Below are 24664 nucleotides of genomic sequence, written 5' to 3'. Positions count from 1 at the left end.
CCCGGAATGGGGGCGGCAAAGATTGAGTTCTGCCACGTCGTCGGTCACGGCACCCGGTGGAAACGGTTGGACCGCGCTAATTGCCCTGGCGCGGTCCAACACATTCATTTTCGCACAAGTTTGACCGAATAGCCTTCTCTCGCAGTCCTGTCGGATGACTGCCGGCCAAAATGAATCTTGGCCGCCGCCTGCATCGGATCGCTCCGGGAACGACCAGCCCCAGCATCGCCGATGTACGTCAAGAATGTTGGGTTCTTCGCATCCGCGGCTGGACCCGTGGGAGACATGTCAGCAGTGCCAGGAGCAATGGAAGTCCGCGCCAGAGGGTGCCGTCTCGCGATCAGACGGGGATTGCCGTATCGCTGCGCCGCCGCGAGTGACCGGTCATGAGTGCGATGCTCTCCCGCTACCTCAAGGATTTCAGCGCGCCGAAAGTCGAGCTGTCGCTGATGCCTCAAAAGTATTTCCCCGACCTGGACAGCGACTATGCCGATGGCGACCGCCTCGGGGCGAGGCCAGCCATGCCAGAGATTGACATCGACGCGGAGCGCCGACGGGCCTTCGCAGAAGGCCGCGCCGAGGCGACAGCCGAACTCGTCTTCGAACACGAGCGCCAGATTGCCGACCTGCAGGCGGCGCATGCGGCCGAGCTCGCGGACTTGACCCAACGCCTCGAAGCAGAGACCGCCAACCGCCTGGCAGAGCGTTTTGCCGACATGGCCGACAGTCTGGTGGCCGCGCTCGGAGATCAGACCGCTCGGGTTCTTGCGCCGGTCATGGAGGATGCCCTCCTGCAGCGCGCCGTCGCCGATATGGCGCAGATGATTAAGCAGGGCCTGGTGGCCGGCGAAGGTTGCACCATCGTCGTCAAGGGCCCAACCCAACTCTTCGAGGCGCTGAAGCGCCAGCTCGGGGAGGACATGCCGTTGTTCCGCCACATCGAAACCGACGACATCGATCTCGCTGTCGAAATGGACGGTACGATCCTGGTGACACGCATGGCCGCCTGGGCCGATACTGTCCGGAAAGTTCTCGCATGAGCGACGAAAACCATCACAACGGCAAACATGAGATCATCATCGTCAAGCGCCACAACGGTGGCCATGACGGGCATCACGGCGGTTCGTGGAAGATCGCCTATGCCGACTTCATGACGGCAATGATGGCCTTCTTCCTGGTCATGTGGCTGATCAACGCGGCCAACGAGGAAACGAAGGCGGCGATCGCTTCCTATTTCAATCCGGTACAACTGACCGACCAGAAGCCTGCCGAGCGCGGCTTGAAGGATCCGGCGAAGGACGCGCAGGGCGAAGAGACGCAGCAGCGCTCCAAGGTCGATGGCGAACAGGAGAAGTCCGGCGGGTCGGCCAAGACCGGCGACCAGTTGACGGCGACCTCGGGCGAAGAAACCAAGTATTCCGACGCAGACTTCTTCGAGAACCCCTATTCGGTGCTCTCCGAAATCGCCCGCGAAGTCGGCCAGCAGGCCAACATCAGCGTGAAGGGTGAGGGCGGAGCCGCTCAGTCCGGTCCAGCAACCGGCGCCGACGGCGGCGAAGCCTATCGCGATCCGTTCGATCCGGATTTCTGGACCAAGCAGGTCGAGCTGACCGACGCGGGCAATACGACCAAGAGCGACGTGGCGCTCGCCGCGGCATCTGCGATGCAGGCAGGTGGCGCTCCGGCTGTCGACAAGACCGAGGATGAAAAACAGGCGGAGCAGGCGAAGGCAGAAGACGGCACGGACAAAACCGCCGAGAGCGACGCCGGCGACAAGCCGAAGACCGAGACGGCCGAGGCGACCGCGGAGAAGCAGGCCGAAGAACTCCAGGCCGAGCTCAAGAAGCAGCTTGCCGGCGAGGCAGGCCAGCTGGCGGAAGGCCTTGTGGTAACCCCGGCCGAGGGCGGCCTCATGGTTACGATCAGCGAGCGCACGGGCGCGCAGATGTTCGCCATCGGTTCGGCCGTGCCGCAGAAGGAACTGGTGTTGGCGATGGAAAAGATCGGCCATCTGCTCGCCGAGCGGCAGGGGGCTGTCGCGATCCGCGGCCACACCGACGGTCGCCCGTTCAAGGACGGCACCTATGACAACTGGCGGCTCTCCGCCGCACGCGCCCAGAGTGCCTATTACATGCTCGTTCGCGGTGGTCTGAAGGAAGACCGCGTCAGCCAGATCACCGGCTTCGCCGACCGACGGCTGCAGATCCCGGCTGATCCCTATGCTCCGGGCAACCGGCGCATCGAGATCCTGCTGCAATCGGCTCCGGGTTAAACATGATGCTGAGACGCCTGCGATCGATCCTGATGACCTGCTGCGTGCTGGCGATCCCGTTTGCAATCGGGAGCGCCAGGGCGAACGATATCGAGGAACTCGCACCCTTCAAGATGATCCGGTCGCTGCAATATGTGCAGGACTCCGTGGTGCTCGGCGATCACTCCGCGATCGAGATGCAGCGTTTCATGCTTGGGGCGATCGACAAGCGGTTGCGCGCCGCCGATTCCTCAGTGTTCCGCGACCCGCGCAACGTCGATGCGGCGCTTGTCTATGCGATGAGCGGCGGCAATCCCGAGACGCTGAAATACCTTTCGGATCATGACGTGGCCGGCAATTTCGATTCCCGCGTGACCGATGCGCTACGACAGTATCTGAACGGCAAGGGCGGTCTGATCGTCGAGAACCTGTCCAAGGCCGCGCCGGAATATCGAAACGCCCGCATCGGCCCGTATCTCTATCTCATTCTTGGCAATGCGACGTCGCAGCAGGATCCGGTTGAAGCGATGAAGTATTACGACTGGGCGCGTTTGACCGCGCCCGGCACGATCATCGAGGAGGCGGCCTTGCGTCGCTCCGTGTTCCTTGCGGTGCAGGCCAACGCGCCGGAGAAGGGCTTTCACTACGCGCTGACCTATGCGCGCCGCTACCTGACGTCTCCCTATGCCAGCCAGTTCGCCGACGTCTTCGTCGAGCTTGCCGTCGCGCATTTCGACGGAGAAGCCCAGGGGCGGGTCTCCGAGATTCTCGACTTCATGGACGCGCCGCGCCAGCGCGAGGTCTATCTGCGTGTCGCCCGGCGCGCCGCGATTGCCGGCAAGCAGGCATTGGCGAAGCAGGCTTCTGAGCGGGCAGAAGCGCTTGGTGCCGACGGCGCAACGCAGCCGAAAGTGCTCGCCGGCTTCTATGCGGGCCTGGCGTCCGTTCCCTCCAGCGATGTGTTTGCCGCGACAGCGAGCATAGCAGCGATACCGGATGCGGAGCTTTCGCCACGCGACCGCGCGCTGCGTGATGCCGCAAGAGCCGTCGCAGATGCGGTCGTCAGGCCGCCGAATGATGAAAGCCTCACGCAAGCGTTTGCGTCTAAACCCGATAGACCGGTCGAAGCCGACAGCTCGGAAACGGGCGAGGAAACAGGCAGTGGCCTAAGCCCCTTCGGCAATACGCCGATCCCGGTGGCCGCAGCCGAAGGCGCGGCGGAAATCGACGCCGGTGCGGCCGGCGATCCCGAGCACGACGGGTTCGTGGCGAAGGGGAGGTCGAAGATCGAAGAGATCGATGCTCTCCTGAAGGGAGAAGGGAAATGAGGGCTCTTGATGATAGCCTGCGCGGCCTGCCCCCGGCATCTGCCGGCAAGGGAACTGGGCGCGCCGGCGGCAAGGAGCAGGCGGGTGGCGCCTTCGAGGACGCCGTCGCAAATGCTGGACGGCAGAAGGCGAATGATCAGGCGGGAACGGACAAAGGCCTCGGCGACACCGCTGCCGGCGACGACACGGAGGCTGGAGCCTTGATCGACAAGGACAACATTGCCAGGAGCGCCGGCAGGCACGGCGCGGCGACGCGCAGCATTGCGATCGGCCGCGACGAACAGGCACTTGGCGAACACGCTGACCGCTTTCCAGCAACGGAACGCGACCTTGGCGCGCGGCGCGCGGCGAACAAGGCCGATACGGCCAAGGCGAACGCGGATCCGGCCGGTTTGAACAACGCCACCGTCCCGGACGAACTCGCAGAGCACATTGCCGCCCTTGCGGAGCGGTTGGCAAAGACGCAGGCAAATGGCGAGACGACGGCGGCAGGCGACGCCGATGCCGCCACTGGCGAGGGCGGCGAAGCGACGTCGACATCGAAGACGGATATGGATGACCTGTTGACACTGCTCGCCGGCGGCCAGGCGTTCGGCGAAACGACCAAGGCCGGCCGTCAGGTAGCGGCAGGCCAGGGCGAGGCTGCAGGCATGCATGTCGCCGGAACCGGCGAGCACGGCGCCAAGGCCGAAGTTACGGCAGGCGAGGGCGATCCGGATCGGCTCTTCCGCTTCGCCCGGGCTGACGGCAAGGGACAGGCCGTAACCATGAGTCTCTCCAAGGATGGAGATGCTGCGTTCGACGGCACCCGTTCGCAGGCTGCCAAGGTCGAGAACGTCACGGTGCTTGAGGCTCGGCGCTATCTGGGCATCTCGATGAATCCGAACACGAGCGCCGTGGCGGACGCGATCGCAGGCGAAGTCAGCGCCAGCCCGTTGCAGCCGAGTGCGGCACTCAGCCAGCCAGGCGCCTGGACCCAGGCAGGCAAGACGCTGAACACGCTGAAGATCCAGCTCCATCCGATCGAGCTCGGTCTCGTCACCGCCACGTTGCGGCTCAAGGACGACGAATTGCAGGTCGAGTTGAAGGTGGAGACCGGCGAAGCGTTCCGGCAGTTGCGCGACGACCAGAGCGAGATGGTGAAGGCCTTGCGTGCGCAGGGCTTCGCGGTCGACCAGGTCAACATCGTGTTCAATTCGGGCGGCGACACGTCCTCTGGTGGCGGCTCGCAGGCTCAGGCACAAGCCCAGGCCGGGCAGCAGGGACGCGAGCGGGCCGACGGCAACGGCCAGGGACGTCAGCAGCGACAGGACGACGGCCAGGCTTCGATGGCGGAAAGGTGGGTTGGCAATGGCGGGACGGACGATGCGGCTGCCGGCACTGAGCGCTCTCGCACTGGCCACGTCTACATGTAGCGCCTTGGCCAGCGCCGGCGTCTGCGAACGCGAGATCATGAACGCCGCGGCGAAATACGACATCCCCGCCGGGATACTCTATTCCGTCGGGCTGACCGAAACCGGCCGCAAGGGCTCGCTGCAGCCCTATGCGATGAACATCGAAGGCAAGGCCTATTTCGGCACCAGTGAACAGGACGTTCTCACGCAGTTCGGCAATGCCCGTGCGCAGGGCGCCAAGCTCATCGATCTTGGTTGCATGCAGATCAACTATTACTTCCATGGCGAGCATTTCAGCTCGCCGCAGGAGATGCTTGACCCGCGCAAGAATGTCGAATATGCCGCGCGCTTCCTGGCCAATCTGCACGCCAAGCATGAGACTTGGACTATGGCTGTCGCCCGCTATCATGCGGGCCCGAACAACGACCCGGCGCAGAAGAAATATGTCTGTCGGGTGATCGCGAATCTCGTCGCGACGGGCTACGGCAAGTGGACGCCGAATGCCACGCAGTTCTGTCAGTGAGCAACCCATAATTGTATTTTTGAAGGCGCTGCCACATTGTGGCGACAATGCGTGGACAATGTGACGGCAAGCGGATTTGTCGTAGTCCGTTAACTTTTCCACATTATTTTAGTGCCGGTATTAACGGGGTGCCACTAGATATAGATCAAATCGGCGAAACATGGTTAATCAATTATTAATTCCACCCAGTAACTTCCTCTAGTTGTTCATGAATCCCTCGATTCGTACCTCTCGATCAGTGCGGAGCCATACTGATTCGGAGGCGGGCGAATGATCGTAGTGGTTGATGAAAGAGAGCTTGTGAAGGACGGCTATACGTCGCTCTTCGGACGTGAAGGAATACCCTCGACGGGCTTCGACCCCAGGGAGTTTGGCGAGTGGGTAAATGCGGCGGCCGATTCGGATATCGATGCCGTCGAGGCCTTCCTGATCGGTCAGGGCGACGCCACCTTCACGCTGCCTCGTGCCATCCGCGATCGGTCGATGGCGCCGGTGATTGCCGTCAGCGACACGCCGTCCCTCGAAAACACGCTTGCGCTCTTTGATTGTGGCGTCGATGACGTCGTGCGCAAGCCGGTTCACCCCCGCGAAATCCTCGCCCGGGTCGCCGCGATCCGCCGCCGCCTGAAGGCGATTACCAACTTCACCGACATCGGTCCGATCCGCGTCTTTGCCGACGGTCGTGATCCCGAGATCAACGGCGACGTCTTCGCACTGCCGCGCCGCGAACGCCGCATTCTGGAATATTTGGTCGCAAACCGCGGCCGCCGCGTATCCAAGTCGCAGATCTTCAACGCGATCTACGGGATCTTCGACGAGGACGTCGAAGAAAACGTCGTCGAGAGCCACATCAGCAAGCTGCGCAAGAAACTGCGCAAGAAGCTCGGCTTCGATCCGATCGATTCCAAGCGCTTCCTTGGCTACTGCATCGACTGGAACTGAACGCCACGCGGTTGAGCGGGCGCCGAACCAAGACAGGTTCACGCAAGGCCCGCTTCCTAGTGTCGCCGTAACAAGGAAATGAGGATCCGATATGAGTCTCTATGGCAGCATGAGAACGGGCGTGTCCGGTATGAACGCCCAGTCCAACCGTCTCGGCACGGTCGCCGAAAATATCGCGAACGCGAACACGACGGGCTACAAGCGGGCCTCGACCGAGTTCTCGTCGATGATCCTGCCTTCGGGCGGCGGCAACTACAATTCCGGCGGCGTCGAGACACAGGTGCGCTACAGCATCTCGCAGCAGGGCGGCACCAGCTACACGACCTCGGCAAGTGACCTCGCCATCAACGGCGGCGGTTTCTTCATCGTTTCGGGCAATGGCGGCGAGAACTTCCTGACGCGCGCCGGCTCCTTCGTTCCGGACAAGGACGGCAACCTCGTCAACACCGCCGGCTTCACGCTGATGGGCTACGAGTACAAGGCCGGCGTCGATCCGACCGTTGTCGTCAACGGTTTTGATGGCCTGGTACCTGTCAAGCTTAAGGACGAGGGCCTAGTCGCCTCCGGTTCGACCAAGGGCGCGATGGAGGCAAACCTACCCTCTGGTGCGGCCATCGGTGATCAATCGAAGACCTCGCTGGTCGTTTACGACACGCAGGGCAACACCCGAATTCTTGATTTCACATACCAGAAGACAGGCGCGAACGCCTGGAGTCTCAACGTCGTCGATCGCGCGTCGGGCACCAACATCGGCTCGCAGACCATGACTTTCGACGCGGCTGGCAAGCGCATCGGCGCCGTCCCCGCGACGCTGACGACGACCGCCATGACCGGTCTTCCCGGCACCGGCGCCAATCTCGGCGCGCTGACGATCGACACGACGAAGACGACGCAGCTTGCCGGCGACTTCACCAGCAGCGGCGGCGGCATCGACGGCAGTAAGCCGAGCAAGATGTCGGGCTTCGAGATCGACAAGGAAGGCGTGGTTTACGTCAAGTATGGCGACGGCAACCTCGTTCCGAAGTTCCGCATCGCGCTTGCGACCGTGCAGAGCCCGGACAAACTGCAGCCGCAGTCCGGCAACGTCTACTCGCAGGGTGCAGACTCGGGCGTTATCGTCACTGGTTTTGCCGGCTCCGGCGCATTCGGCAACATTCAGTCCAAGGCGCTCGAAAACTCCAACGTCGACATCGCCAACGAACTGACCTCGATGATCGAGGCGCAGCGCAACTACACGGCAAACTCCAAGGTGTTCCAGACCGCCTCGGACCTGCTTGACGTGCTGGTCAACCTGAAACGGTAATTGAAAGAGATACGGTCCGCGTCATGTCGCTGTCCTCCGCAATATCCATCGCACAGCAGGCCTTCAGCAATACGGCGCAGCAGACCGCGACCGTGTCGAAGAACATCGCGAATGCGGGCAATGCGGATTATTCGCGTCGTCTCGCTCTCCTCGGCAGCACGCCGAACGGGGCGCAGGTCGTATCCATTTACCGGGCCCAAAACGAGGCGTTGCTCAAGCAGAGCATCGCCAGCATCGGCGAAGCCTCGGGCCAGGCCCGACTTCGCGACGGGCTTGAGCTGCTCAAGTCGGCGCTCGGCGGCAACAACTATGAAACGGCGCCGTCGAAGCTGCTCTCGGACTTCCGCAACAGCCTGCAGACCCTGGCCGCGACGCCGGGGAACAAGACGATCGCGGCGACGGCCGTCTCCGACGCGCAGGATCTCGCCGACTCGCTCAACAAGACCTCCACCACGGTGCAGGATCTGCGCAAGGATGCCGACAAGGAAATCGCCATTGAGGTCGACAAGCTGAACGGCTTGCTGGCGGATTTCGAGAAGGCCAACAACGCCGTCAAGTCGGCGACGGCCCTAGGCGGTGACGCCAGCGACGCGCTCGACCAGCGCGACAAGATTCTGAAGCAGGTTTCGGAGATCATCGGCATCTCCACCGTCACGCGCGGCAACAATGACACGGTGATCTTCACCACCGACGGCACAGTGCTCTTCGAGAACATTCCGCGTCAGGTCACTTTCGCTCCGACCACCACATTCGACGCCACCGTCACAGGAAACAAGATTTTCGTCGATGGCGTGCCGATCGCAGCCGGAGCCGGCGCGGACACGACCGCCAAGGGCAAGCTCGCGAGCCTGGTGCAGTTGCGCGACGATATCGCGCCGAAGTTCCAGTCGCAGCTCGACGAAATCGCGCGCGGCCTGGTCGAGCTTTTCAAGGAAGGCAACCCGCCGGCAATCGCGTATCAGCCCGGCTTGTTCACCTGGGGAAGTGCTGGCATTCCGCCAACGGGCGTCGTCGTCCCTGGCATGGCGTCCAAGATCACCGTCAACGCCTTGGCTAAAGCGAACCCGTTGCTGCTGCGAGACGGCGGCTTCAATGGCGTGGTGTCGAACCCGGGCGGTGCGGCCAATCCGAGCCCTGGCTATACCGCGCTGCTCGACGGCTTCATCAACAAGATGGGCGAGAACATGTCGTTCGCCCCGTCGACGGGCCTCGACAGCAATAGCAGCCTTTTGAACTTTGCGACCGGTTCGGTTGGTTGGCTCGAGCAGACACGCAAGACGGCCTCGACCGCGGACGACAACAAGCAGGCAATGCTTGCACGCACCCAGGAAGCGCTCAGCAAGCAGACGGGCGTCAGCATCGACGAGGAACTGTCGCTGCTGCTCGATCTCGAACAATCCTACAAAGCATCGGCCAAGCTGGTGAGCACTGTGGACGCCATGATGGCGGCCTTGATGGAAGCTGTGAGGTAATCATGAAGACGTCCTACGTTTCTAATCTGGCGATCCAGACCGCCATGCGGCTGACGATTCAGCAGAATCAGTCGGACCTGTTGAAGGCGACCCAGGAGCAGACGACCGGCCGCCACTATGACGTTGGCCTGGCGCTTGGTGCGACGGCGTCGCGTTCACTCAACCTTCAGCGCGAGCTGGACCGGCTAAACTCGATGAAGAGCACGAACTCGGTCGTGACCCAGCGTCTCTCCGGTTCGCAAGGCGCGCTCGAGACCATGGCGAAGGCGGCGGAAAAGGTGCGCGACACGCTCGTCACCTACAAGGGCAACGATGCTGCCAGCCAGTTGAAGATCCAGAAGACCGAGATCATGGGCGCGCTGCAGACCTTTACTGCCGCCGCCAATACTTCCTTCAACGGCGAGTTCCTGTTTTCGGGCATCAACACGGACGCCAAGCCGCTCGCCGACTACGACACGACACCGCCGTCGGCAGCGAAGACTGCTTTCGACAACGCACTCTCGACCTTCATGGCCGCACAGGTTCCGCCGCTGACCGGCATGAACCAGTTCTCCGTCACGCAGATGCAGGACTTCATCAAGAACACCGTCGAACCGATGTTCACCGGATCGGGGTGGGATGCCAACTGGTCCGACGCTTCGAACCAGAACATGACGAGTCGGATCAGCGCCAGCGAAGTCATCGAGAGCTCGACCAACGCCAATACCAAGGGTTTCCGGATGTTCGCGGTGGCAAGCGTTATCGCCGCCGAACTGATGGACAAGAACGTAACGCCCGAGGTGCGCTCGGCCATTGGCGTCGCAGCCCTCGACTACGCGGAACAGGGGATTGCCGGCCTCAACGCGGAGCGCAGCTCGCTCGGTATCTCTGAAGCGCGCGTCAAGAAGGCGAATACCTCCATCGAAGCGCAGCTCAAGCTCGTCAACACGCATGTCGCCGACATCGAGGGCGTCGATCCGATCGAGACATCGACCCGGATCAACACGCTAAAGGTGCAGTTGGAAACGTCCTATACACTAACGTCGCGACTACAGCAGATGAGCTTGCTCAATTTCCTCTAGTATGGGGAACCGGACAAACATGAAGGATGTCTGAATGTATCAGTTTTCCTATGCCGAGATCATGGAGGACGGCGTCGCCGACTCCAAAAATCGAGAACGGCAGGTACTCGATCGCTCGATCGCGCTCATGGAAGCAGCGAAACAGCAGAAAGGGTATTCGAGAGAGGCCATCGAGGCCATCTACTTCACCCGGCGCCTGTGGATCCGCTTCATCGAGGATCTGCGCGCTCCGGAAAACCAGCTCAACGAAGAGCTGCGCGCCAATCTGATTTCGATCGCCATCTGGATACTCAACGAGACGGAGAAGATCCGCAAACGCGAATCCTCCAACTTCCAGGGCATAATTGACATTACCACCATCATCAGGGATGGACTGAAATGAAGAGCACACTGCGTATTTCGCTGAAATCGGGCGAACGGATCTTTGTTAACGGCGCGGTGCTTCGCGTAGACCGCAAGGTTGCGGTCGAATTCCTGAATGACGTGACCTTCCTGCTCGAAAACCACGTGCTGCAGCCGGAAGACGCAACCACGCCGCTGAAGCAGCTCTACTTCATCGCGCAGATGATCCTCATCAATCCGGAAGGTGCGGAACAGTCGACCGCCATGTTCCGCAAGTCGATCGTCATGCTGCTCAACTGCTTCAAGAACGAAGAGATTCTGGCCGAACTGAAGCGCGTCGACGGTCTCGTCACCAACGGCCGCGCATTCGAGGCGCTGAAAGCGATCCGCGGCCTCTACCCGATCGAAGACCGCATCCTCAACACGCAGGAAATCACACCGGCGACGGTCGAGCAGATTCGCAAGGAGATCGCACCATGGCGGTAAGCGGCGTCAACAACAACAGCTACTCCCCGATCGTTTCCGGTCAGGATTCGGGCGGCGACGCTGCCAAGGCATCGCTCAACTACGAGAGCTTCCTGAAACTTCTGGTCGCCCAGATGAAGAACCAGGATCCGACGCAGCCGATGGATGCGACTCAGCAGATCGCCCAGCTCGCGACCTTTTCGCAGGTGGAGCAGACGATCAAGACGAACAAGAACCTCGAGAGCCTTCTGCAACGCACCTCGCTCAGCGAAGCGGACGCCGTCATCGGACGCACTGTCACCAGCGAAGACGGCAAGACCACTGGCGTGGTTAAGGAAGTGAAACTATACTCTGACGGAATCATTGCGGTGCTCGATAGCGGCAAGGAGCTTGTTATCGGCCCGGGCGTCAAGGTGAAGTGACACATCCATGAATGAGGCGGATGCCCTCGATATTGTACAGGCTGCGATCTGGACCGTGATCGTGGCCTCGGGCCCCGCCGTTCTCGCCGCCATGATCGTCGGCGTCGTCATCGCCTTCATTCAGGCGCTGACCCAGGTCCAGGAAATGACCCTCACCTTCGTCCCGAAGATCCTTGCGGTCATGATCACCGTTGCGGTGTCCGCGCCCTTCATCGGCGCCCAGATTTCCATCTTCACCGACATCATCTTCTCGCGCATCCAATCCGGTTTCTGATCCGCTCGCAGTGCGGGGCGATCTGCACGTGCGGCCGTGAAACCCTCGCACAAGCTTGGACCGTTATCCCCGTCTTTATAGTGGGGCAGCGCGTGTGAATGCTGCCTTGTTCTCATGATGAGACGGAAGAGACATGGCACAACAAGCAGCGCTGATCATCCCGAAAGCGGCACCGAAGGGCCGCGACGTCGGCTTCGCGCTCGGGATCGTGATGATCCTGTCGATCCTCTTCCTGCCCATTCCACCGTTCCTGATCGACATGGGACTGGCCTTCTCGATCGCCTTTTCGGTGCTGATTCTGATGGTCTCGCTGTGGATCCAGCGCCCGCTCGAGTTCTCCTCATTCCCGACGATTCTGCTGATCTCGACGATGGTGCGTCTGGCGCTGAACATCGCCACGACCCGCGTTATCCTTTCGCATGGCCATGAAGGTCATGGTGCTGCCGGTGGCGTCATCTCGGGCTTTGCCAGCCTCGTTATGTCCGGCGATTTCGTTATCGGTCTGATCGTCTTCCTGATCCTGATCACCGTGAATTTCATCGTCATCACCAAGGGTGCGACGCGTATCGCCGAAGTTGGCGCGCGCTTCACCCTCGATGCGATCCCAGGCAAGCAGATGTCGATCGACGCCGACCTCTCGGCCGGCCTGATCGACGAAAAGGAGGCCCAGCGCCGCCGCCGCGAACTCGAAGAGGAAAGCTCCTTCTACGGTTCGATGGACGGTGCCTCGAAATTCGTGCGCGGCGATGCGATCGCCGGCCTCATCATCACCGCGATCAACATCTTCGGCGGCATCATCATCGGCTATCTCCGCCACGGCATGCCGATCGGAGAAGCGGCCGACGTCTTCGTCAAGCTCTCGGTCGGTGACGGTCTCGTTTCGCAGATCCCGGCGCTGATCGTCTCGCTCGCCGCGGGCCTGCTTGTGTCGCGCGGTGGTACTTCGGGTTCGACCGATCAGGCCGTCGTCGGCCAGCTCGGTGGCTATCCGAAGGCGCTGATGGTCGCCTCCGGTCTGATCATTCTCCTGGCGGTCGTCCCCGGCCTGCCGTTCCTACCCTTCGCCGTTCTCGGCGGCGGCATGGCGTTTCTGAGCTGGCTCGTGCCGCGCCAGATCGAAGCGGCCAATGCGGCCCGCCGCGCCGAGGAAGCTGCCAAGGTCCAGCAGACCAAGGAAGGCGAGGCGGATTCCGTCAAATCGGTGCTGAAGACCGCCGAGATCGAGCTTCTCCTCGGCAAACAGGTCTCGACGCGCCTGCTCGGCGCCCACCAGGAACTCGCCTTCCGCGTCGGCAAGATGCGCCGCAAGTTCGCTGGGCAATACGGTTTGGTCATTCCGGAAATCAAAGTGTCCGACGACATCAGCATTCCGGACAAGGCCTACCATATCCGCATCCACGGTACGACGATCGCCTCGAACACTGTGCGTGTCGGCGAGGTGCTGGTGGTGACAGGCGGCGGCCGCCGGCCGAGCGTGCCGGGTGACGAGATCCGCGAACCCGCCTTCGGCATGCCGGCGGTTTCTATCCTCGAAACCTTCACCGAAGACCTGAAGCGCGAAGGCTTCCACCCAATCGACAACGTCTCGGTGGTGCTGACGCATTTGAGCGAGGTCATTCGCAACAACCTGCCGCACCTGCTTTCCTACAAGGACGTGAAGGTGCTGATCGAACGGCTCGATCCGGAATACCGCAAGCTCGCCGACGAGATCTGCACCTCGCACATGTCCTATTCCGGCCTGCAGGCCGTGTTGAAGCTACTGCTTGCCGAGCGCGTTTCGATCCGCAACCTGCACCTGATCCTGGAAGCGGTTGCCGAACTTGCGCCGCATGTGCGCAAGACCGAACAGATCGTCGAGCATGTGCGCGTGCGCATGTCGCAGCAGCTCTGCGGCGACCTTGCCGACAACGGCGTCCTGCGCGTGCTGCGGCTCGGCAACAAGTGGGATATGGTCTTCCATCAGGCGCTGAAGCGCGACGCCAAGGGCGAAGTTGTCGAGTTCGACATCGACCCGCGCCATCTGGAAGAATTCAGCGAACAGGCGACCAAAGTTATCCGTGAACATCTCGATCGCGGCATGCCCTTCGTACTGGTAAGTTCGCCCGAATCCCGCTCTTATGTTCGCATGATCATCGAGCGTCTCTTTGCCACTTTGCCCGTGCTCTCGCATGTCGAGCTTGCCAAGGGCCTCGAGATCAAGATCATCGGCTCAGTTTCATGATCACCGACCCGGAGGGCTCGGTGCTTGCGCTGTTCGCGGCCTTTTGCCGGATCGGTGGCTGCATCATGATCATGCCCGGGTTTTCTTCTGCCCGCGTTCCAATGCAGGTCCGGCTGTTCATCGCGGTCGCGGTGTCCATGGCGATCCTGCCGGTTATGTGGACGGACATCTATCCTGAGGTGACGGGCAAGGGGCATACCTATATCTATCTGATCGCCGCCGAGACGGCCGTCGGCGTGGTCATGGGTCTCGTCGCCCGCTACTATGTGCTCGGGCTGCAGTTTGCCGGCACGGCGATCACCATGTTGATGGGCTTCAGCTCCCCGCCCTCGTCGGATGTGATTGAAGACACGCCGGAAAACCAATTGACCAGCCTCATCAGCTTCGCCGGGTTGATGGTGCTCTTCATGCTCGATTTCCATCACGTGATGATCGAGGCGATCGTGCAATCCTATCGCGCCATGCCCATCGGTACGGCCTTCGATCCGCAGGGCGTGCTGATCACGCTCACGGACTCGCTGGCGCAGACCTTCATGATCATGCTGCGGCTCGCGAGCCCCTTCGTCATCTACGGCCTGCTTTTCAACGTAGCGATCGGCATGGTCAACAAGCTCGCCCCGCAGATCCCGATCTACTTCATTTCGCAGCCCTATCTGATCATGGGCGGCATGTTCCTGCTCTATCTCGGCATAGCCGCAATGCTGCGCCTGTTCGGCGACGGTTTCGCGCCGGTCATGCAGGGAGGATAGCGAATGAAGACGCGTTCGCAGAAGCTCAAGCGCCTGGTGGCCGTCCAGCGCCATCTCGAGCAGATGGCCGAGGCCGACTATGTCGAGATGGTACGGCAGCGCGAGGCCTTGGCCGAGACGATCGACGTGGTCGTCGATGCCATGGGTTCGGCCCATCCGATGCACCGTATGTTCTCCGGCCACTATTCCTCGCAAGTCGGGCGTCTGGTGCAGAAGGACCAGATGTTGCACGGCATCCAGCAGACCCATGAAGCGCGGATGCTGAGGGAGCGGGCAAAGGCCGACCGGCTCGAGGAAAACATGAAGGAAGCGCGCCAGTCCGAGGAGCGCGAGGAAGCCGACAACTCCATCTATGACCTGATCGATCAACACGTTACCGGGCAGGCGCCAGCTTCCGGTAAGGTTGACGGGCGATAGTACGACATCCGGGGATGCTCCGACGGTGGAGCGATGCCGGTCCGACTATTGCCTTTGTGCATCGCCCTTGGTCGATGCAGGCTCGATTTTGAGAGGATTCGTCATGGCCATCTCTCCGCCCAGCGATCTGGTGATGGATGTCGTGCGCGCCGCCGACCCGACCGAAGTGCAGGAAGCGCAGGCGCGGCTGACGGCCAATCGCGCGGCCTTCAAGGCGACGAGCCTTGCGGAAAACGGCAACGGTTTCACCGCCGCCGTCAACATCCTCAATTCTTCCGAAGGCTCGACCGGGCTCGGCGACATCAACAACCGTGTCGAGCAGAAGAAGATCCCTGAAACCTATCGCAAGTTCGAGGCCATGGTGCTGCAGAACTTCGTGAAGTCGATGTTGCCGACCGATAGCGAGAACGTGTTCGGCAAAGGGAACGCAGGTGATATCTGGAAGAGCATGATGGCCGAGCAGATCGGCGACGTGCTGTCGAAGAGCGGCGGCATCGGCATCGCCGATCAGCTGGCGAGCGGCAGTGCGACCGATCGGGTCCAGGCCTCGCTCGATGGCAATAGCCGAAACCTCGCCGCAAGCCTCGTGCAGGAATACGAGCGCAAGACGCTGACCGGCTTTACGCCCGAAGACGACAAGAACAAGCAAGCCTAGAGCGGAATGGGGAAAGTGTATGCGGTTCTCCGCCCGCATCCCGCTCTAATTCATTGGAATCGATCACGTTGATGATTTCGGGTCGATCCGATCCAAAATTATCGTGATCTAATTGGGAGTTGATTCATGGAAGCTGTGGCATCCAATGACGTCCGGATCCAGAACGTGCTCGGGCGACTGGAAATGATCCTCGACAACGAGAACAGCCGCATCGGTCTCGACCCGGAATTCGACATCAAGACGTCGAACGCGCACAAGAGCCGTTGCCTCTACGAACTGACGATGTTGCATCGCGACATGTTGCCGGGAGAGACGTCGTCGACCTTCTCGTCGCATGCTCGTCATCTGCGCGACAAGCTGGCGATCAACTCGCAGAAGGTGGAAGCGCATCTCGAAGCGGTTCGCTCCGTCGTCGATCTCCTGAAGACGGCTGCACAGGATGCCGATGCGGACGGCATCTATTCCGAAGCGCAGTTCCGCTATAGCGATTTCTGATGCTGAAGCTCATTCTCACCGGGGTCTGGGTCTGCGCGGTCACGCTCGGATCAGTCTATTTCTCGATGCAAAGCGCTTCGGCGCCCGTCGTCACGGACGGCGAAGCCGCTCGTCGCGCATCGGAGCAGTATGTTCCCGGTGAGATGATCACCATTCCGGTGATCAAGGAAGGCTCGGTGCAGGGCTATTTCCTCACGAAGCTTTCCTTCTCTGCGACCAAGGAGGGGATCAACAATCTCCGTGCTCCGCTCCGGCAGATGGTCACCGACGTGCTTTACGATCTGCTCGTCGGCTCGACGTTCATCGACCTTGCCGATACCGGCACCTTCGATCTGCCAACCTTCAAGACCACGGTGAAGGATGGCCTGAACAAGAAACTCGGCGAAGAGGTGATCACGGAGGTTCTCGTCGAGCAGCTCGAATACCTCACCAAGGACGACGTCAAGCGCGTCGCCAACAGCCAGAACGTGCCGCGGCAGAAGCCGGTTCCGATCGTCGACAAGAATGGCCATGTCGCCAGCGACAAGCTGCCGGAAGGCGCGGTCAAGGCAAGCAGCTCGCATTGACCGGAGAAACGCGAGCGCTTTGTCCGCTCGCTTTCCGACCTCGACCATTTCATTTTTGACGTCGGGGAATTCCGGGCGGAGGCCGCTGCAGGCTTTTCGTGGAAGCGCTCCTGCGAGCGCGACTGCCGTCAGTTTTTCTCCGGCGTACGGTACTGTTCGTTGACGAGGCCAAATTCGGCCATCAACCGGCCGATCGCCACATAGAAATGATAGAGCCCGGCGCTTGCCAGCCCGCTCTTGCTCCAGAGTTCGATGCCGCGTGGGATCGAAGCGCCGAGCAGCGCCAGCGATTTGCCGAAGGTCCGCATCCGCCCGCCGAAACTTGGGTCGCGTCGATGCTCGAGCATCGTCGAGATCGCGCCATTGCGCAGGCTGCGCGCCCGGATCCAGGATGCGCTTGTGCGGCGCGCCGGCACGGTTTCGGCGACCCAGGCATCCGCCGCCCAGGCGAAGCAGAAGCCCTGTTCCTTGCTGCGGCTGTAGAAATCCGCATCGCCGCCGCCGATGAAATTGAATGCCGGGTCCAGGAACGGCCGCGGCATCATGTCGAGCACCGGCCGGGTAACAAGCACGTTGCCGGAGGAATAGAGGATCGGCACCGGTCCGGTCGTGTCATAGTGGGGCGTGAAAACCGGGTGGCGCTTCCACTTCTGCCCGCCGTCGCCCTCGAAGACCGGGAGCTGCGGCCCGCCGACCATGTCGGCGCCCGTCGTTTCCTGTACCGTGATGAGGCAATCGAGCCACTCGGGTGCCGCGACCTCGTCGTCATCGATGATCGCGATCGCCTTGAGGTTCGGATAGGTTTCGAGCGCCATCGACCAGCCGGCATTGTAGGCATGGCAGTTGCCACGCTGATGCGCGACGATGACGATCGATTCGGAGGGATGGCCGAGGAAAAAGTCCTTGGCGGCCTGAGCGCCGGCCAGTCCTTCATCGTCGTTCTCCACGACGACGGTGGCGAAGGAGACGTCGGGCCTCTGGGAAACAATGGTTTTCAGCGACTTGACGACGTGTTCGGGCCGGCGAAACGTCGGCAGCACGACGACGAGTTCGATGTCGCCGGCGTCTTCCAGCTCTGTCCGGAAGTAGACGGAAATGTCCTGGCCGGTCGACGTCATGGCGAAACCTGTGCAAGCAAAATTGATGTGCAATACAACAAATCTTCCTAAACAGATGCTGAACCCGGACGGCAGATTTTGAAAGGGGGCTTTAAGCGCTCTTTCACCTCATACTGTTAAAGAAGTGCCCAGCTCCATTCATGACGTGTGGCAAAATGCATCTGGTCCTGGTTTCCTCACTCGTCCCCGTCGCCAATCCGGCGTCCGGATTCGACATCGCCAACCGGGCTGTTCTCGACGGCCTTCGTGCGCTCGGTCACCGGGTCAGCGTCATCGGTTTTCTCCAGCCGGGACAAACACCCGCGCTCGACGGCGAAATGCACCTCCTCGGCGAGCTCGAGGTTACCAATGCCAAGGTCGGCACGCTTCGGAAACTGCGCTGGCTCGCAACCGCGTTCCTTAACCGCACGTCGGTTTCATCCGGCAAGATGCTTACGGTATCGGCAAGCCGGATCCAGTCGATCCTCGACAGCCTTGCCCCATTCGATGGGTTGGTGCTCAATTCGGTGCAATTGCCGGCCGCCTTCGCGCAGGTCTTCCGACCCTATCCGTCGGTCTATGTCGCCCACAATGTCGAGGCGGATTCCGCCTTCGAGAGTGCCGAGCGGGCAAAGGGCACCATCGAGCGCTTTCTCTTCCGGCGCGAAGCGCAATATCTCGAACATTACGAGCAGCACCTGGCGCAGAACGCCGTCGCCGTCTGGACTTTTGCCGAGGCAGATCGCTTCGGTTTCGGCCGCGCTGTCAGTGAGCGTGCCTTCGTTCTGCCGCTGGTAACGGGTTGGGACGCGCCGGCGGCCCCGAACGGCGAACCTGATCAAGACCTCCAGCACGATCTCGGCCTGATCGGCACATGGAGCTGGCGGCCGAACAGGCTGGGCCTCGACTGGTTCCTCGCCGAGGTCGTTCCGCATCTGCCAGAGGATATGACGATCGCGATCGCCGGTCAGATGGATGGCGTGCCGACGGTCTCCCATCCCGGTGTCCGCTTCGTCGGCAGGGTGCCGGACGCGCGCGCCTTCGTCACCGAAAGCGCGGTCGTCCCGCTCATCAGCCGTGGCGGCACCGGCGTGCAGCTGAAGAGCCTCGAGACTTTCGAACTCGGCATGCCCTGCGTCGCGACGCAGGCGTCGTTGCGTGGCATCGATGCTATTCCCGACAATTGCTCCGCGGCCGATGATCCCGCGGAATTCGCGCGCCTCTTGGTCGACAAGGTTGCCAAGGTGCGGGCCGGCGATCGTCAGCGTCTCGACGGCTCGGCCTTCCACCGTGCCCAGAAAGTGCGGCTGATGCGGGTGATGCGCAATGAGCTGGCGGGCCTTGCGCCTGCGAGCGCTGCGGACGGGCCGTCGCTGCCGCCGGACTTGACGGTTCATGAAGGGGGACGATCGTGACGAAAATCGTTGCCACAAACAACGCTTCCCTGTCGCGGCGTCTGATCCTCGGAATGCCGGTCGTCGATCTCGGCTGGGCGAAGGCGTTCGCCTTTGCTGCAGAAGCCCTTTCGCGGCCAGGCGGGCAAACGGTCCTTGCCTTCCTCAATGCCAATAACGCCAACCTGATGATGCGCGACGGCGAATATCGTGCAGCGCTGGCGCGCCAGGTTGTCTTTCCGGATGGGCACGGCGTCGATATCGCTTCCTATCTTTTTTACGGGCGCATGTTTCCAGCCAATCTGAATGGCACGGACTTCGTGCCGTCACTGCTGACCTATGTCGAAAGGCCGCTGCGCATCGCCATGATCGGCGCGCGGCCGAAGGTACTCGCGCGTGCCGCCGAGAATTTTCAGGCGCATGCGCCGTGGCACGAGTTCCTGCCGGTTTCCGATGGTTTCTTCGATCGGGAGCGATCTAGGGAGATTCTCGCTGAAGTCCGTGCGTTGAAGGCCGATATCCTCCTGGTCGCGATGGGTAGTCCGGGCCAGGAGAAATGGGTCGATGCCCATGTCGGCCCTCAGGATGCTCGCCTTGTCATTTCCGTCGGCGCGCTCTTCGACTTCGTCGCGGAGGAGTTTCCGCGGGCGCCGAAATTCCTGCGCCGGCTGCGGTTGGAGTGGTTCTTCCGTCTGGCGATGGAACCGCGGCGCATGTGGCGCCGCTACGTTCTCGGAAACCCGCTTTTCCTGTGCCATGTCCTCTGGCACAAACTGTCGGGACGCTCGCGCGAAACGATCGCCGACACCAGCCTTCGGACGGGGACATCGTGAACGGTCAGACCATGCGCACTGCGGTTGTCACAGCGTCCTATGCGAACGATTTCGAGCGTTGCCGGCTCATGTGCGAAAGCATGGACCGCAAGCTTCAGGGCGATTGGAAGCACTATCTGCTGGTCGCCGATTTTGACGTGACGCTCTTCCGGCAACTCGAAGGGGCGCGACGGGTGGTCGTCAGCGAGGGCGATCTTTTGCCCTGGTGGCTGCATCCGGTTACGGATCCACTATCCGCCGGACGCAGGAAAGTGTGGCTCAGCCCCTTCGGTCTGCCGTTGCGTGGCTGGCATGCGCAGCAGCTTCGGCGCCTGGCGCTCGCGCGGCATATCGACGAGGCGGCAATGTTTGCGGTCGACTCCGATGTCGTCTTCCTGCGCGCCTTCGATCCCGCCAGCCTCTGGCAGGCGGACCGGCTGACGCTCTACCGCAAGGATGGCGCGATCGACGCGCATATGCGCTCCAACCATCTCGAATGGCTCGCCCATTCCGATCGCCTTCTCGGCATCGGCCCCTATAACCTGCCGGCCAATGACTACATCAATACGCTGATCACCTGGCGCACGGACACGTGCCGAAAGCTGCTCGACCATATCGAGGCGCAGCACGGCCGCAATTGGGTGCGGGCGATCACGCGGACCCGCGCCTTCTCCGAATGCACGATCTATGGCCGCTACGTCGATGAAGTGCTCGGCGGGGAGGGGCATGTGCCCTCCGATGCCGCGCTCTGTCACGTGCTCTGGTTCGAGGACAGCTACCGGCAGGACCTCTCAGGTCTCAGGGACTTCCTGAAGGATATGGAGCCGCACCAGATCGGCATCGGCGTTCAATCTTTCGTCGGGCACGACCTCGACGACATCCGTCGGGCGGTCGTCGAACTCGCCGCCTGAAGGTTCGACCGGCGTCAGATGACCCGTTCAGCGGGCTTCCTGAGCGCCGTGTAGGTCAGAACGAAGGAGAGGGCGTAGAGCGCGAAGAAGATCGCGTTGAGCGACGGCGCCCATGCGGCAACATCTGTCGTTGTCCGCAGCAACAGCACCAGCAGAGCCACCTTGACCACGCCGGCAATCATCAGGTTGAGCATGCGCCGCACCGTCCGGCCCGTCGCATAGAGCAGCTCGGAGTGATACTCGATCAGGTTGCGGAACGACGGAACGAGAAGGATCATCGCGATGATCGGAGCAGCGGCCGAGACGTTGCGGCCGAGGCCGTTCGGGAAGATCCAGAGATAGAGAGCCATGGCCGCGATGGCTGCAAGCGAAGCCAGCGCCACCAGGAGTTCGATCGACAACCTGATCCGCCAGCGCGCGATCGCCTCGGGCGTGCGCATGATGCGCTGGACGAGCAGGGTGTTGAACGACCGCACCGGAAGCGCCGTCAGGTCTGCAAGCCGCATCAGGATGGCATAAACGCCGGAAACCGCCGGACCGCCGATGGCAAGCACGGCGATCTTGTCGAATTCCGACTGGATGTAGAACAGCACCTCGGCACCGGCGACGGAGACGGAATCCGACCAGCGCCGGAAATAGAGCCTGGGCTTCCAGCGCAGCCGGACGCGAGGGTAGAACCACAAGAGCGCCACGGCGAGGCCAAGCGCATTCGCAGCCAGGTAGAAATAGGACCAGGCCTCAAGCGTCTTCCAGGATAGGAGAGTGAAGAGCAAGGCAGCACCGGTGCGGATCGCGGTACCGATCACCACGAGCAGCGCCGCGCGCCCGAAACGGCCAAGGCCGTTCAGCACGATGACCGCGGTTTCCAGTCCGCGCCAGCAGATGATTTCCGCCAGCATGAAGGCAGAAAAGGCGCTCGCCGTCATGTCCCGGGAAAAAAGGGCGAGGAAGGTGATGGCGCAGATGATCGCGATCAGCGGCAGCGAGAGCACCGCACCCACCAGGAAGCCGGCGCTGTAGGTCCCGACCAGCAGGGGCTTTACGGTGGCGACCCGGTAGAGCGGCGACATGAAACCGAAGGCAAGCACGCGCGAGATCATGATGCCGGCGGCTGACGCTGTGGCAAAGAGACCAAAATCGGCGATGACAAGCGTGTTCGCGACGGCGATGAAGTAGACGAGCGACAGCACAAGCCGCCCGGCCGAACCTCCGGTCATGGAGAGGTAGGCGTGGATCAGCGCCTGGTGGCGGAGATAAAGCGCTTTGACGCGATGAGGCACGGCCGACGTTCCAATAGCGCGTCTCCCGGCACGGCCGTTAGAAGCGCTCTATCTCTTTGTTTATGCTGAGTTCCGAGCGCAAGGCGCGTGTCGCATTTTGCTGGAGCTGCTTTGCTGCCTTCCGTCATAGGCGGGAAAGCTTAATAAGGCGTGAGATTGACCCCGTTTGCGTGTGCCGATCCACAGAAATTAACCATTTGTTTTCCATGTTTCCTTAGCTTGGCTTCACTATTCGGAATTCGCCGTCTCGGCAGCCGCGGGATCAGTCATGTTCAACATCGACGACGAGAAACGCCCGGTTCCGCGTGCATCGTTGCTCGATTTCGTAGCCGAGGACACGCGCGGTTCCGCGCGCGCGCAAAAGCCCCGTGCGGCCGGCGCTTCCGTGGCGAATTCTCCTCTGCTCAATCGCCTGTCCGCAGCCGAAGGCCCGACGGGCCAGTCCGGCGCTCGCGAGGCGACCCGTTCGGCAGCGCAAGCGACAATCGGCGAGAAAGCCTCGAAGGGAGCGAGTGGAGCGGCCAAGCATCGTCGCGCCCTGGGCGGCATGGGCGGCAGGCTGGTACAATGGTTGGCCGATAGCCGGGACGATGCCCAGGCGGCAGCCGCGCCCGCCGCTGACGCACCCGGTGACCGTCCTCTCGTCGACATCAAGACCGTCCTGCGCTCCGTCTGGCAACTGCGCAAGATCATTGTTGCGACGACCGCGCTCGGTGCCGTGGGCGGCATACTGCTCGCGCTCTCCACACCCAGCGTCTACGTCTCCGAAAGCAAGCTCTACATCGATCCGCGTGAGGTGCGGCTGACGGATTCCGATCTGTCGAAACAATCGCTGGCGACCGAAGGCATTCTCGCGCTCGTCGACAGCCAGCTTGAAGTGCTGCGCTCGCGCATCGTCATGGAGAAGGTTGCAACCGGCCTCGACCTCGAGAAGGATCCGGAATTTGCAGGCAAGGCCGGCGGCGACGCGTCCGCCCGTATGCTGAAGAAGCTGAGCGAGGCTATCCAGGTCTGGCGCGACCCGAAGACCTTCATCGTCACGGTCGAGGCGCAGACGCGCGACCCGGAGAAATCTGCGCTCATCACCAACCGGCTGGTCGAAACTTTTCTCGGTGAAGAAACCGCAGCGCAATCCGGCTTCTTCCAGAAAACAACGGTGGCGCTCGACGTCCGCATCAAGGAATTGAAAGCCGAGCTCGATGCGGCCGAGAAGGCGGTCGAGGACTATAAAGCGAGCTACGACATCGTCGGCGCCGGCGGCGAGCTGATCGCCGACAAGCAGCTCCTGAGCCTCAGCGACCAAGTGGCCGCCGCCCGCAACCGCATCGCCGAAGCAAAAGCGAAAGCGGAAGCCTCCGGCAAGGTGCAGCTGAACGACGTTTTGACCGGGGCCTATCCGGAGGAAATCAGCTCGCTGGCGCTGTCCGAACTGCGCAAGCAATTTGCCGCGACCAGGGCGCAACTGAGCGCGCTTGACGCGAGCCTCGGACCACGGCACCCGCAACGGATCGCCACCCAGCAGGCGCTGGAGGCCTCGCGCTCCGAAATCGGCAACGAACTGCGCCGCATTGCGGCCGCGGCCGGGACCGAGCTTGATCGCGCCCAGCGCACGGAGCAGGACCTGCTGCAGCAGCTTGCGGTGCAGAAGGCGCGGCAGATCGATTCGTCCGCCGAATTCGTCGAACTGCGTGAGCTGCAGCGGAAAGCCGCGGCAACCCGCGAAATTTACGAATCCTTCCTGAAGCGCGCCGGCGAAACGCGCGAAGAGGAAAAGCTGACGGCCAAGAACATCCGGGTGATCTCCAAGGCCGAGCCGGCGCTGCAGGCAAAAGGCCCCTCCCGCAAGATCATCGTGATTGCCGCCACCATGGCCGGCTTCTTCGCCGGCTTCGGCCTCGGCGTTTTGCTGGGCATCTACCGCAGCATGCACGGTTTATTTGCCGGCCCTGGTGCAGAGCCGCAGCGCGATCAGGATCCGGAACCACCGGAACCGGAGGATGATCCCAAACCCCCGCAGCGCTCGCAGCCGCAGGCCGATCCCACTCCTGCCAAGTCCGATCTACCGCCGCCGTTCAGCCCTGCGGCGCATCATGCTCAATCGCTGACAGCCGCCTACGCCGCTGCGCGTCGTGGCGAAGCTGAAGGGGCTACGGTCCGGCGCACGCCACCATACGCGGAAGCGGAGAACGATACCGAAATCGCCAAGGTCCAGGAAGATCTTCGAGCGCTGAGAACCCGCGTCGAACACTACTCCCTTCAAAAGCTGGCACGCGGCTAGGCCATCGCCGAC

The 24664-nt window shown here is 61.9% G+C and carries 25 protein-coding genes; 23 read left to right on the top strand and 2 right to left on the bottom strand.

What is annotated here, in order from left to right; translation table 11 throughout:
* Window positions 1-386 precede the first annotated feature (386 nt).
* The 19 genes from V7S54_RS02590 (at window position 387) to V7S54_RS02500 (ending at window position 16880) form a co-directional block, all read left to right on the top strand.
* Window positions 387-1040, top strand: a complete 654-nt coding sequence (locus V7S54_RS02590) for a hypothetical protein (RefSeq protein WP_065372815.1) — start codon at window positions 387-389, stop codon at window positions 1038-1040.
* A complete protein-coding gene (locus V7S54_RS02585; RefSeq protein ID WP_065372814.1) occupies window positions 1037-2272 on the top strand; it encodes a MotB family protein in 1236 nt (411 codons plus the stop codon). Before V7S54_RS02590 ends, V7S54_RS02585 begins: the two co-directional genes overlap by 4 nt.
* Before the next feature lie 5 nt (window positions 2273-2277).
* Window positions 2278-3579: a chemotaxis protein MotC gene (gene motC / locus V7S54_RS02580; RefSeq protein WP_065372846.1), complete on the top strand. Its 1302-nt coding sequence runs from the start codon at window positions 2278-2280 to the stop codon at window positions 3577-3579.
* Window positions 3576-4994, top strand: a complete 1419-nt coding sequence (fliK, locus tag V7S54_RS02575; RefSeq protein ID WP_065372813.1) for a flagellar hook-length control protein FliK — start codon at window positions 3576-3578, stop codon at window positions 4992-4994. The genes motC and fliK overlap by 4 nt, the downstream gene beginning before the upstream one ends.
* On the top strand, window positions 4945-5496 hold the full coding sequence (locus V7S54_RS02570; protein WP_065372812.1) for a transglycosylase SLT domain-containing protein: 552 nt from the start codon (window positions 4945-4947) through the stop codon (window positions 5494-5496). The genes fliK and V7S54_RS02570 overlap by 50 nt, the downstream gene beginning before the upstream one ends.
* A gap of 270 nt (window positions 5497-5766) precedes the next feature.
* Window positions 5767-6438 carry a transcriptional activator Rem gene (gene rem / locus V7S54_RS02565; RefSeq protein ID WP_058320498.1) on the top strand — a complete coding sequence of 224 codons (672 nt, stop codon included), beginning with the start codon at window positions 5767-5769 and terminating at the stop codon, window positions 6436-6438.
* A gap of 91 nt (window positions 6439-6529) precedes the next feature.
* On the top strand, window positions 6530-7741 hold the full coding sequence (locus V7S54_RS02560; RefSeq protein WP_065372811.1) for a flagellar hook protein FlgE: 1212 nt from the start codon (window positions 6530-6532) through the stop codon (window positions 7739-7741).
* A 23-nt stretch (window positions 7742-7764) separates the two neighbouring features.
* On the top strand, window positions 7765-9213 hold the full coding sequence (gene flgK / locus V7S54_RS02555) for a flagellar hook-associated protein FlgK (protein ID WP_065372810.1): 1449 nt from the start codon (window positions 7765-7767) through the stop codon (window positions 9211-9213).
* Between the two features lie 2 nt (window positions 9214-9215).
* Window positions 9216-10274: a flagellar hook-associated family protein gene (locus V7S54_RS02550; RefSeq protein ID WP_336408040.1), complete on the top strand. Its 1059-nt coding sequence runs from the start codon at window positions 9216-9218 to the stop codon at window positions 10272-10274.
* Window positions 10275-10308: 34 nt separating this feature from the next.
* A complete protein-coding gene (gene flaF / locus V7S54_RS02545) occupies window positions 10309-10656 on the top strand; it encodes a flagellar biosynthesis regulator FlaF (protein WP_034800744.1) in 348 nt (115 codons plus the stop codon).
* Window positions 10653-11102, top strand: coding sequence for a flagellar biosynthesis repressor FlbT (gene flbT / locus V7S54_RS02540; RefSeq protein WP_065372808.1), 450 nt, complete (start codon window positions 10653-10655; stop codon window positions 11100-11102). Before flaF ends, flbT begins: the two co-directional genes overlap by 4 nt.
* On the top strand, window positions 11093-11503 hold the full coding sequence (gene flgD, locus V7S54_RS02535; RefSeq protein ID WP_065372807.1) for a flagellar hook assembly protein FlgD: 411 nt from the start codon (window positions 11093-11095) through the stop codon (window positions 11501-11503). The genes flbT and flgD overlap by 10 nt, the downstream gene beginning before the upstream one ends.
* 7 nt (window positions 11504-11510) lie before the next feature.
* Window positions 11511-11777: a flagellar biosynthesis protein FliQ gene (gene fliQ, locus V7S54_RS02530; RefSeq protein ID WP_043624946.1), complete on the top strand. Its 267-nt coding sequence runs from the start codon at window positions 11511-11513 to the stop codon at window positions 11775-11777.
* 133 nt (window positions 11778-11910) lie between these two features.
* Window positions 11911-13998, top strand: a complete 2088-nt coding sequence (gene flhA, locus V7S54_RS02525; RefSeq protein WP_065372806.1) for a flagellar biosynthesis protein FlhA — start codon at window positions 11911-11913, stop codon at window positions 13996-13998.
* Entirely contained in the window at window positions 13995-14747 is a 753-nt protein-coding gene (gene fliR / locus V7S54_RS02520) for a flagellar biosynthetic protein FliR (RefSeq protein WP_065372805.1), read from the top strand. The genes flhA and fliR overlap by 4 nt, the downstream gene beginning before the upstream one ends.
* A gap of 3 nt (window positions 14748-14750) precedes the next feature.
* The gene (locus tag V7S54_RS02515) at window positions 14751-15164 is read left to right on the top strand and encodes a hypothetical protein (protein WP_065372804.1); all 414 of its coding nucleotides are present in this window, start codon (window positions 14751-14753) and stop codon (window positions 15162-15164) included.
* Between the two features lie 103 nt (window positions 15165-15267).
* A complete protein-coding gene (locus V7S54_RS02510; protein WP_065372803.1) occupies window positions 15268-15819 on the top strand; it encodes a rod-binding protein in 552 nt (183 codons plus the stop codon).
* Window positions 15820-15945: 126 nt separating this feature from the next.
* Window positions 15946-16314 carry a hypothetical protein gene (locus tag V7S54_RS02505; RefSeq protein ID WP_058320491.1) on the top strand — a complete coding sequence of 123 codons (369 nt, stop codon included), beginning with the start codon at window positions 15946-15948 and terminating at the stop codon, window positions 16312-16314.
* On the top strand, window positions 16314-16880 hold the full coding sequence (locus tag V7S54_RS02500) for a hypothetical protein (RefSeq protein WP_065372802.1): 567 nt from the start codon (window positions 16314-16316) through the stop codon (window positions 16878-16880). The genes V7S54_RS02505 and V7S54_RS02500 overlap by 1 nt, the downstream gene beginning before the upstream one ends.
* 128 nt (window positions 16881-17008) lie before the next feature.
* Here the strand turns inward: V7S54_RS02500 and V7S54_RS02495 are convergent, their stop codons facing one another.
* The gene (locus V7S54_RS02495; RefSeq protein ID WP_058325601.1) at window positions 17009-17998 is read right to left on the bottom strand and encodes a glycosyltransferase family 2 protein; all 990 of its coding nucleotides are present in this window, start codon (window positions 17996-17998) and stop codon (window positions 17009-17011) included.
* A gap of 155 nt (window positions 17999-18153) precedes the next feature.
* Here V7S54_RS02495 and V7S54_RS02490 point away from each other — a divergent pair, with 155 nt between their 5' ends.
* The 3 genes from V7S54_RS02490 to V7S54_RS02480 are packed head-to-tail and all read left to right on the top strand — an operon-like array spanning window position 18154 to window position 21094.
* A complete protein-coding gene (locus V7S54_RS02490; protein ID WP_065372801.1) occupies window positions 18154-19392 on the top strand; it encodes a glycosyltransferase family 4 protein in 1239 nt (412 codons plus the stop codon).
* Window positions 19389-20204, top strand: coding sequence for a WecB/TagA/CpsF family glycosyltransferase (locus V7S54_RS02485; RefSeq protein ID WP_234792871.1), 816 nt, complete (start codon window positions 19389-19391; stop codon window positions 20202-20204). The genes V7S54_RS02490 and V7S54_RS02485 overlap by 4 nt, the downstream gene beginning before the upstream one ends.
* Window positions 20201-21094, top strand: a complete 894-nt coding sequence (locus tag V7S54_RS02480; RefSeq protein WP_327077979.1) for a DUF6492 family protein — start codon at window positions 20201-20203, stop codon at window positions 21092-21094. Before V7S54_RS02485 ends, V7S54_RS02480 begins: the two co-directional genes overlap by 4 nt.
* 14 nt (window positions 21095-21108) lie before the next feature.
* Here V7S54_RS02480 and V7S54_RS02475 read toward each other — a convergent pair whose 3' ends face one another.
* The gene (locus V7S54_RS02475) at window positions 21109-22374 is read right to left on the bottom strand and encodes a lipopolysaccharide biosynthesis protein (protein WP_065372799.1); all 1266 of its coding nucleotides are present in this window, start codon (window positions 22372-22374) and stop codon (window positions 21109-21111) included.
* 268 nt (window positions 22375-22642) lie between these two features.
* On the opposite strand from V7S54_RS02475, the gene V7S54_RS02470 reads away from it, so the two are divergent.
* Entirely contained in the window at window positions 22643-24652 is a 2010-nt protein-coding gene (locus tag V7S54_RS02470) for a GumC family protein (RefSeq protein ID WP_065372798.1), read from the top strand.
* The last annotated feature ends 12 nt before the right edge of the window (window positions 24653-24664 follow it).

Origin of the sequence: Ensifer sp. CCNWLY38, assembly GCF_037120565.1 — a bacterium.
Taxonomy (GTDB): domain Bacteria; phylum Pseudomonadota; class Alphaproteobacteria; order Rhizobiales; family Rhizobiaceae; genus Ensifer; species Ensifer adhaerens_H.
The sequence above is the reverse complement of the archived record's forward strand: the minus strand, read 5'-3'. Positions and strand labels throughout refer to the sequence as shown.

Bases quoted from the DNA above. Each gene is read 5' to 3' on its own strand.
- V7S54_RS02505 (WP_058320491.1), top strand. From the start codon at position 15,946: ATGGAAGCTGTGGCATCCAATGACGTCCGGATCCAGAACGTGCTCGGG.
- flgD (WP_065372807.1), top strand. From the start codon at position 11,093: ATGGCGGTAAGCGGCGTCAACAACAACAGCTACTCCCCGATCGTTTCC.
- V7S54_RS02515 (WP_065372804.1), top strand. From the start codon at position 14,751: ATGAAGACGCGTTCGCAGAAGCTCAAGCGCCTGGTGGCCGTCCAGCGC.
- V7S54_RS02500 (WP_065372802.1), top strand. From the start codon at position 16,314: ATGCTGAAGCTCATTCTCACCGGGGTCTGGGTCTGCGCGGTCACGCTC.
- flhA (WP_065372806.1), top strand. From the start codon at position 11,911: ATGGCACAACAAGCAGCGCTGATCATCCCGAAAGCGGCACCGAAGGGC.
- V7S54_RS02510 (WP_065372803.1), top strand. From the start codon at position 15,268: ATGGCCATCTCTCCGCCCAGCGATCTGGTGATGGATGTCGTGCGCGCC.
- rem (WP_058320498.1), top strand. From the start codon at position 5,767: ATGATCGTAGTGGTTGATGAAAGAGAGCTTGTGAAGGACGGCTATACG.
- flbT (WP_065372808.1), top strand. From the start codon at position 10,653: ATGAAGAGCACACTGCGTATTTCGCTGAAATCGGGCGAACGGATCTTT.
- flaF (WP_034800744.1), top strand. From the start codon at position 10,309: ATGTATCAGTTTTCCTATGCCGAGATCATGGAGGACGGCGTCGCCGAC.
- motC (WP_065372846.1), top strand. From the start codon at position 2,278: ATGCTGAGACGCCTGCGATCGATCCTGATGACCTGCTGCGTGCTGGCG.
- V7S54_RS02585 (WP_065372814.1), top strand. From the start codon at position 1,037: ATGAGCGACGAAAACCATCACAACGGCAAACATGAGATCATCATCGTC.
- fliK (WP_065372813.1), top strand. From the start codon at position 3,576: ATGAGGGCTCTTGATGATAGCCTGCGCGGCCTGCCCCCGGCATCTGCC.
- V7S54_RS02470 (WP_065372798.1), top strand. From the start codon at position 22,643: ATGTTCAACATCGACGACGAGAAACGCCCGGTTCCGCGTGCATCGTTG.
- V7S54_RS02550 (WP_336408040.1), top strand. From the start codon at position 9,216: ATGAAGACGTCCTACGTTTCTAATCTGGCGATCCAGACCGCCATGCGG.
- V7S54_RS02570 (WP_065372812.1), top strand. From the start codon at position 4,945: ATGCGGCTGCCGGCACTGAGCGCTCTCGCACTGGCCACGTCTACATGT.
- V7S54_RS02490 (WP_065372801.1), top strand. From the start codon at position 18,154: ATGCATCTGGTCCTGGTTTCCTCACTCGTCCCCGTCGCCAATCCGGCG.
- V7S54_RS02495 (WP_058325601.1), bottom strand. From the start codon at position 17,998: ATGACGTCGACCGGCCAGGACATTTCCGTCTACTTCCGGACAGAGCTG.
- V7S54_RS02590 (WP_065372815.1), top strand. From the start codon at position 387: ATGAGTGCGATGCTCTCCCGCTACCTCAAGGATTTCAGCGCGCCGAAA.
- V7S54_RS02560 (WP_065372811.1), top strand. From the start codon at position 6,530: ATGAGTCTCTATGGCAGCATGAGAACGGGCGTGTCCGGTATGAACGCC.
- fliR (WP_065372805.1), top strand. From the start codon at position 13,995: ATGATCACCGACCCGGAGGGCTCGGTGCTTGCGCTGTTCGCGGCCTTT.
- fliQ (WP_043624946.1), top strand. From the start codon at position 11,511: ATGAATGAGGCGGATGCCCTCGATATTGTACAGGCTGCGATCTGGACC.
- flgK (WP_065372810.1), top strand. From the start codon at position 7,765: ATGTCGCTGTCCTCCGCAATATCCATCGCACAGCAGGCCTTCAGCAAT.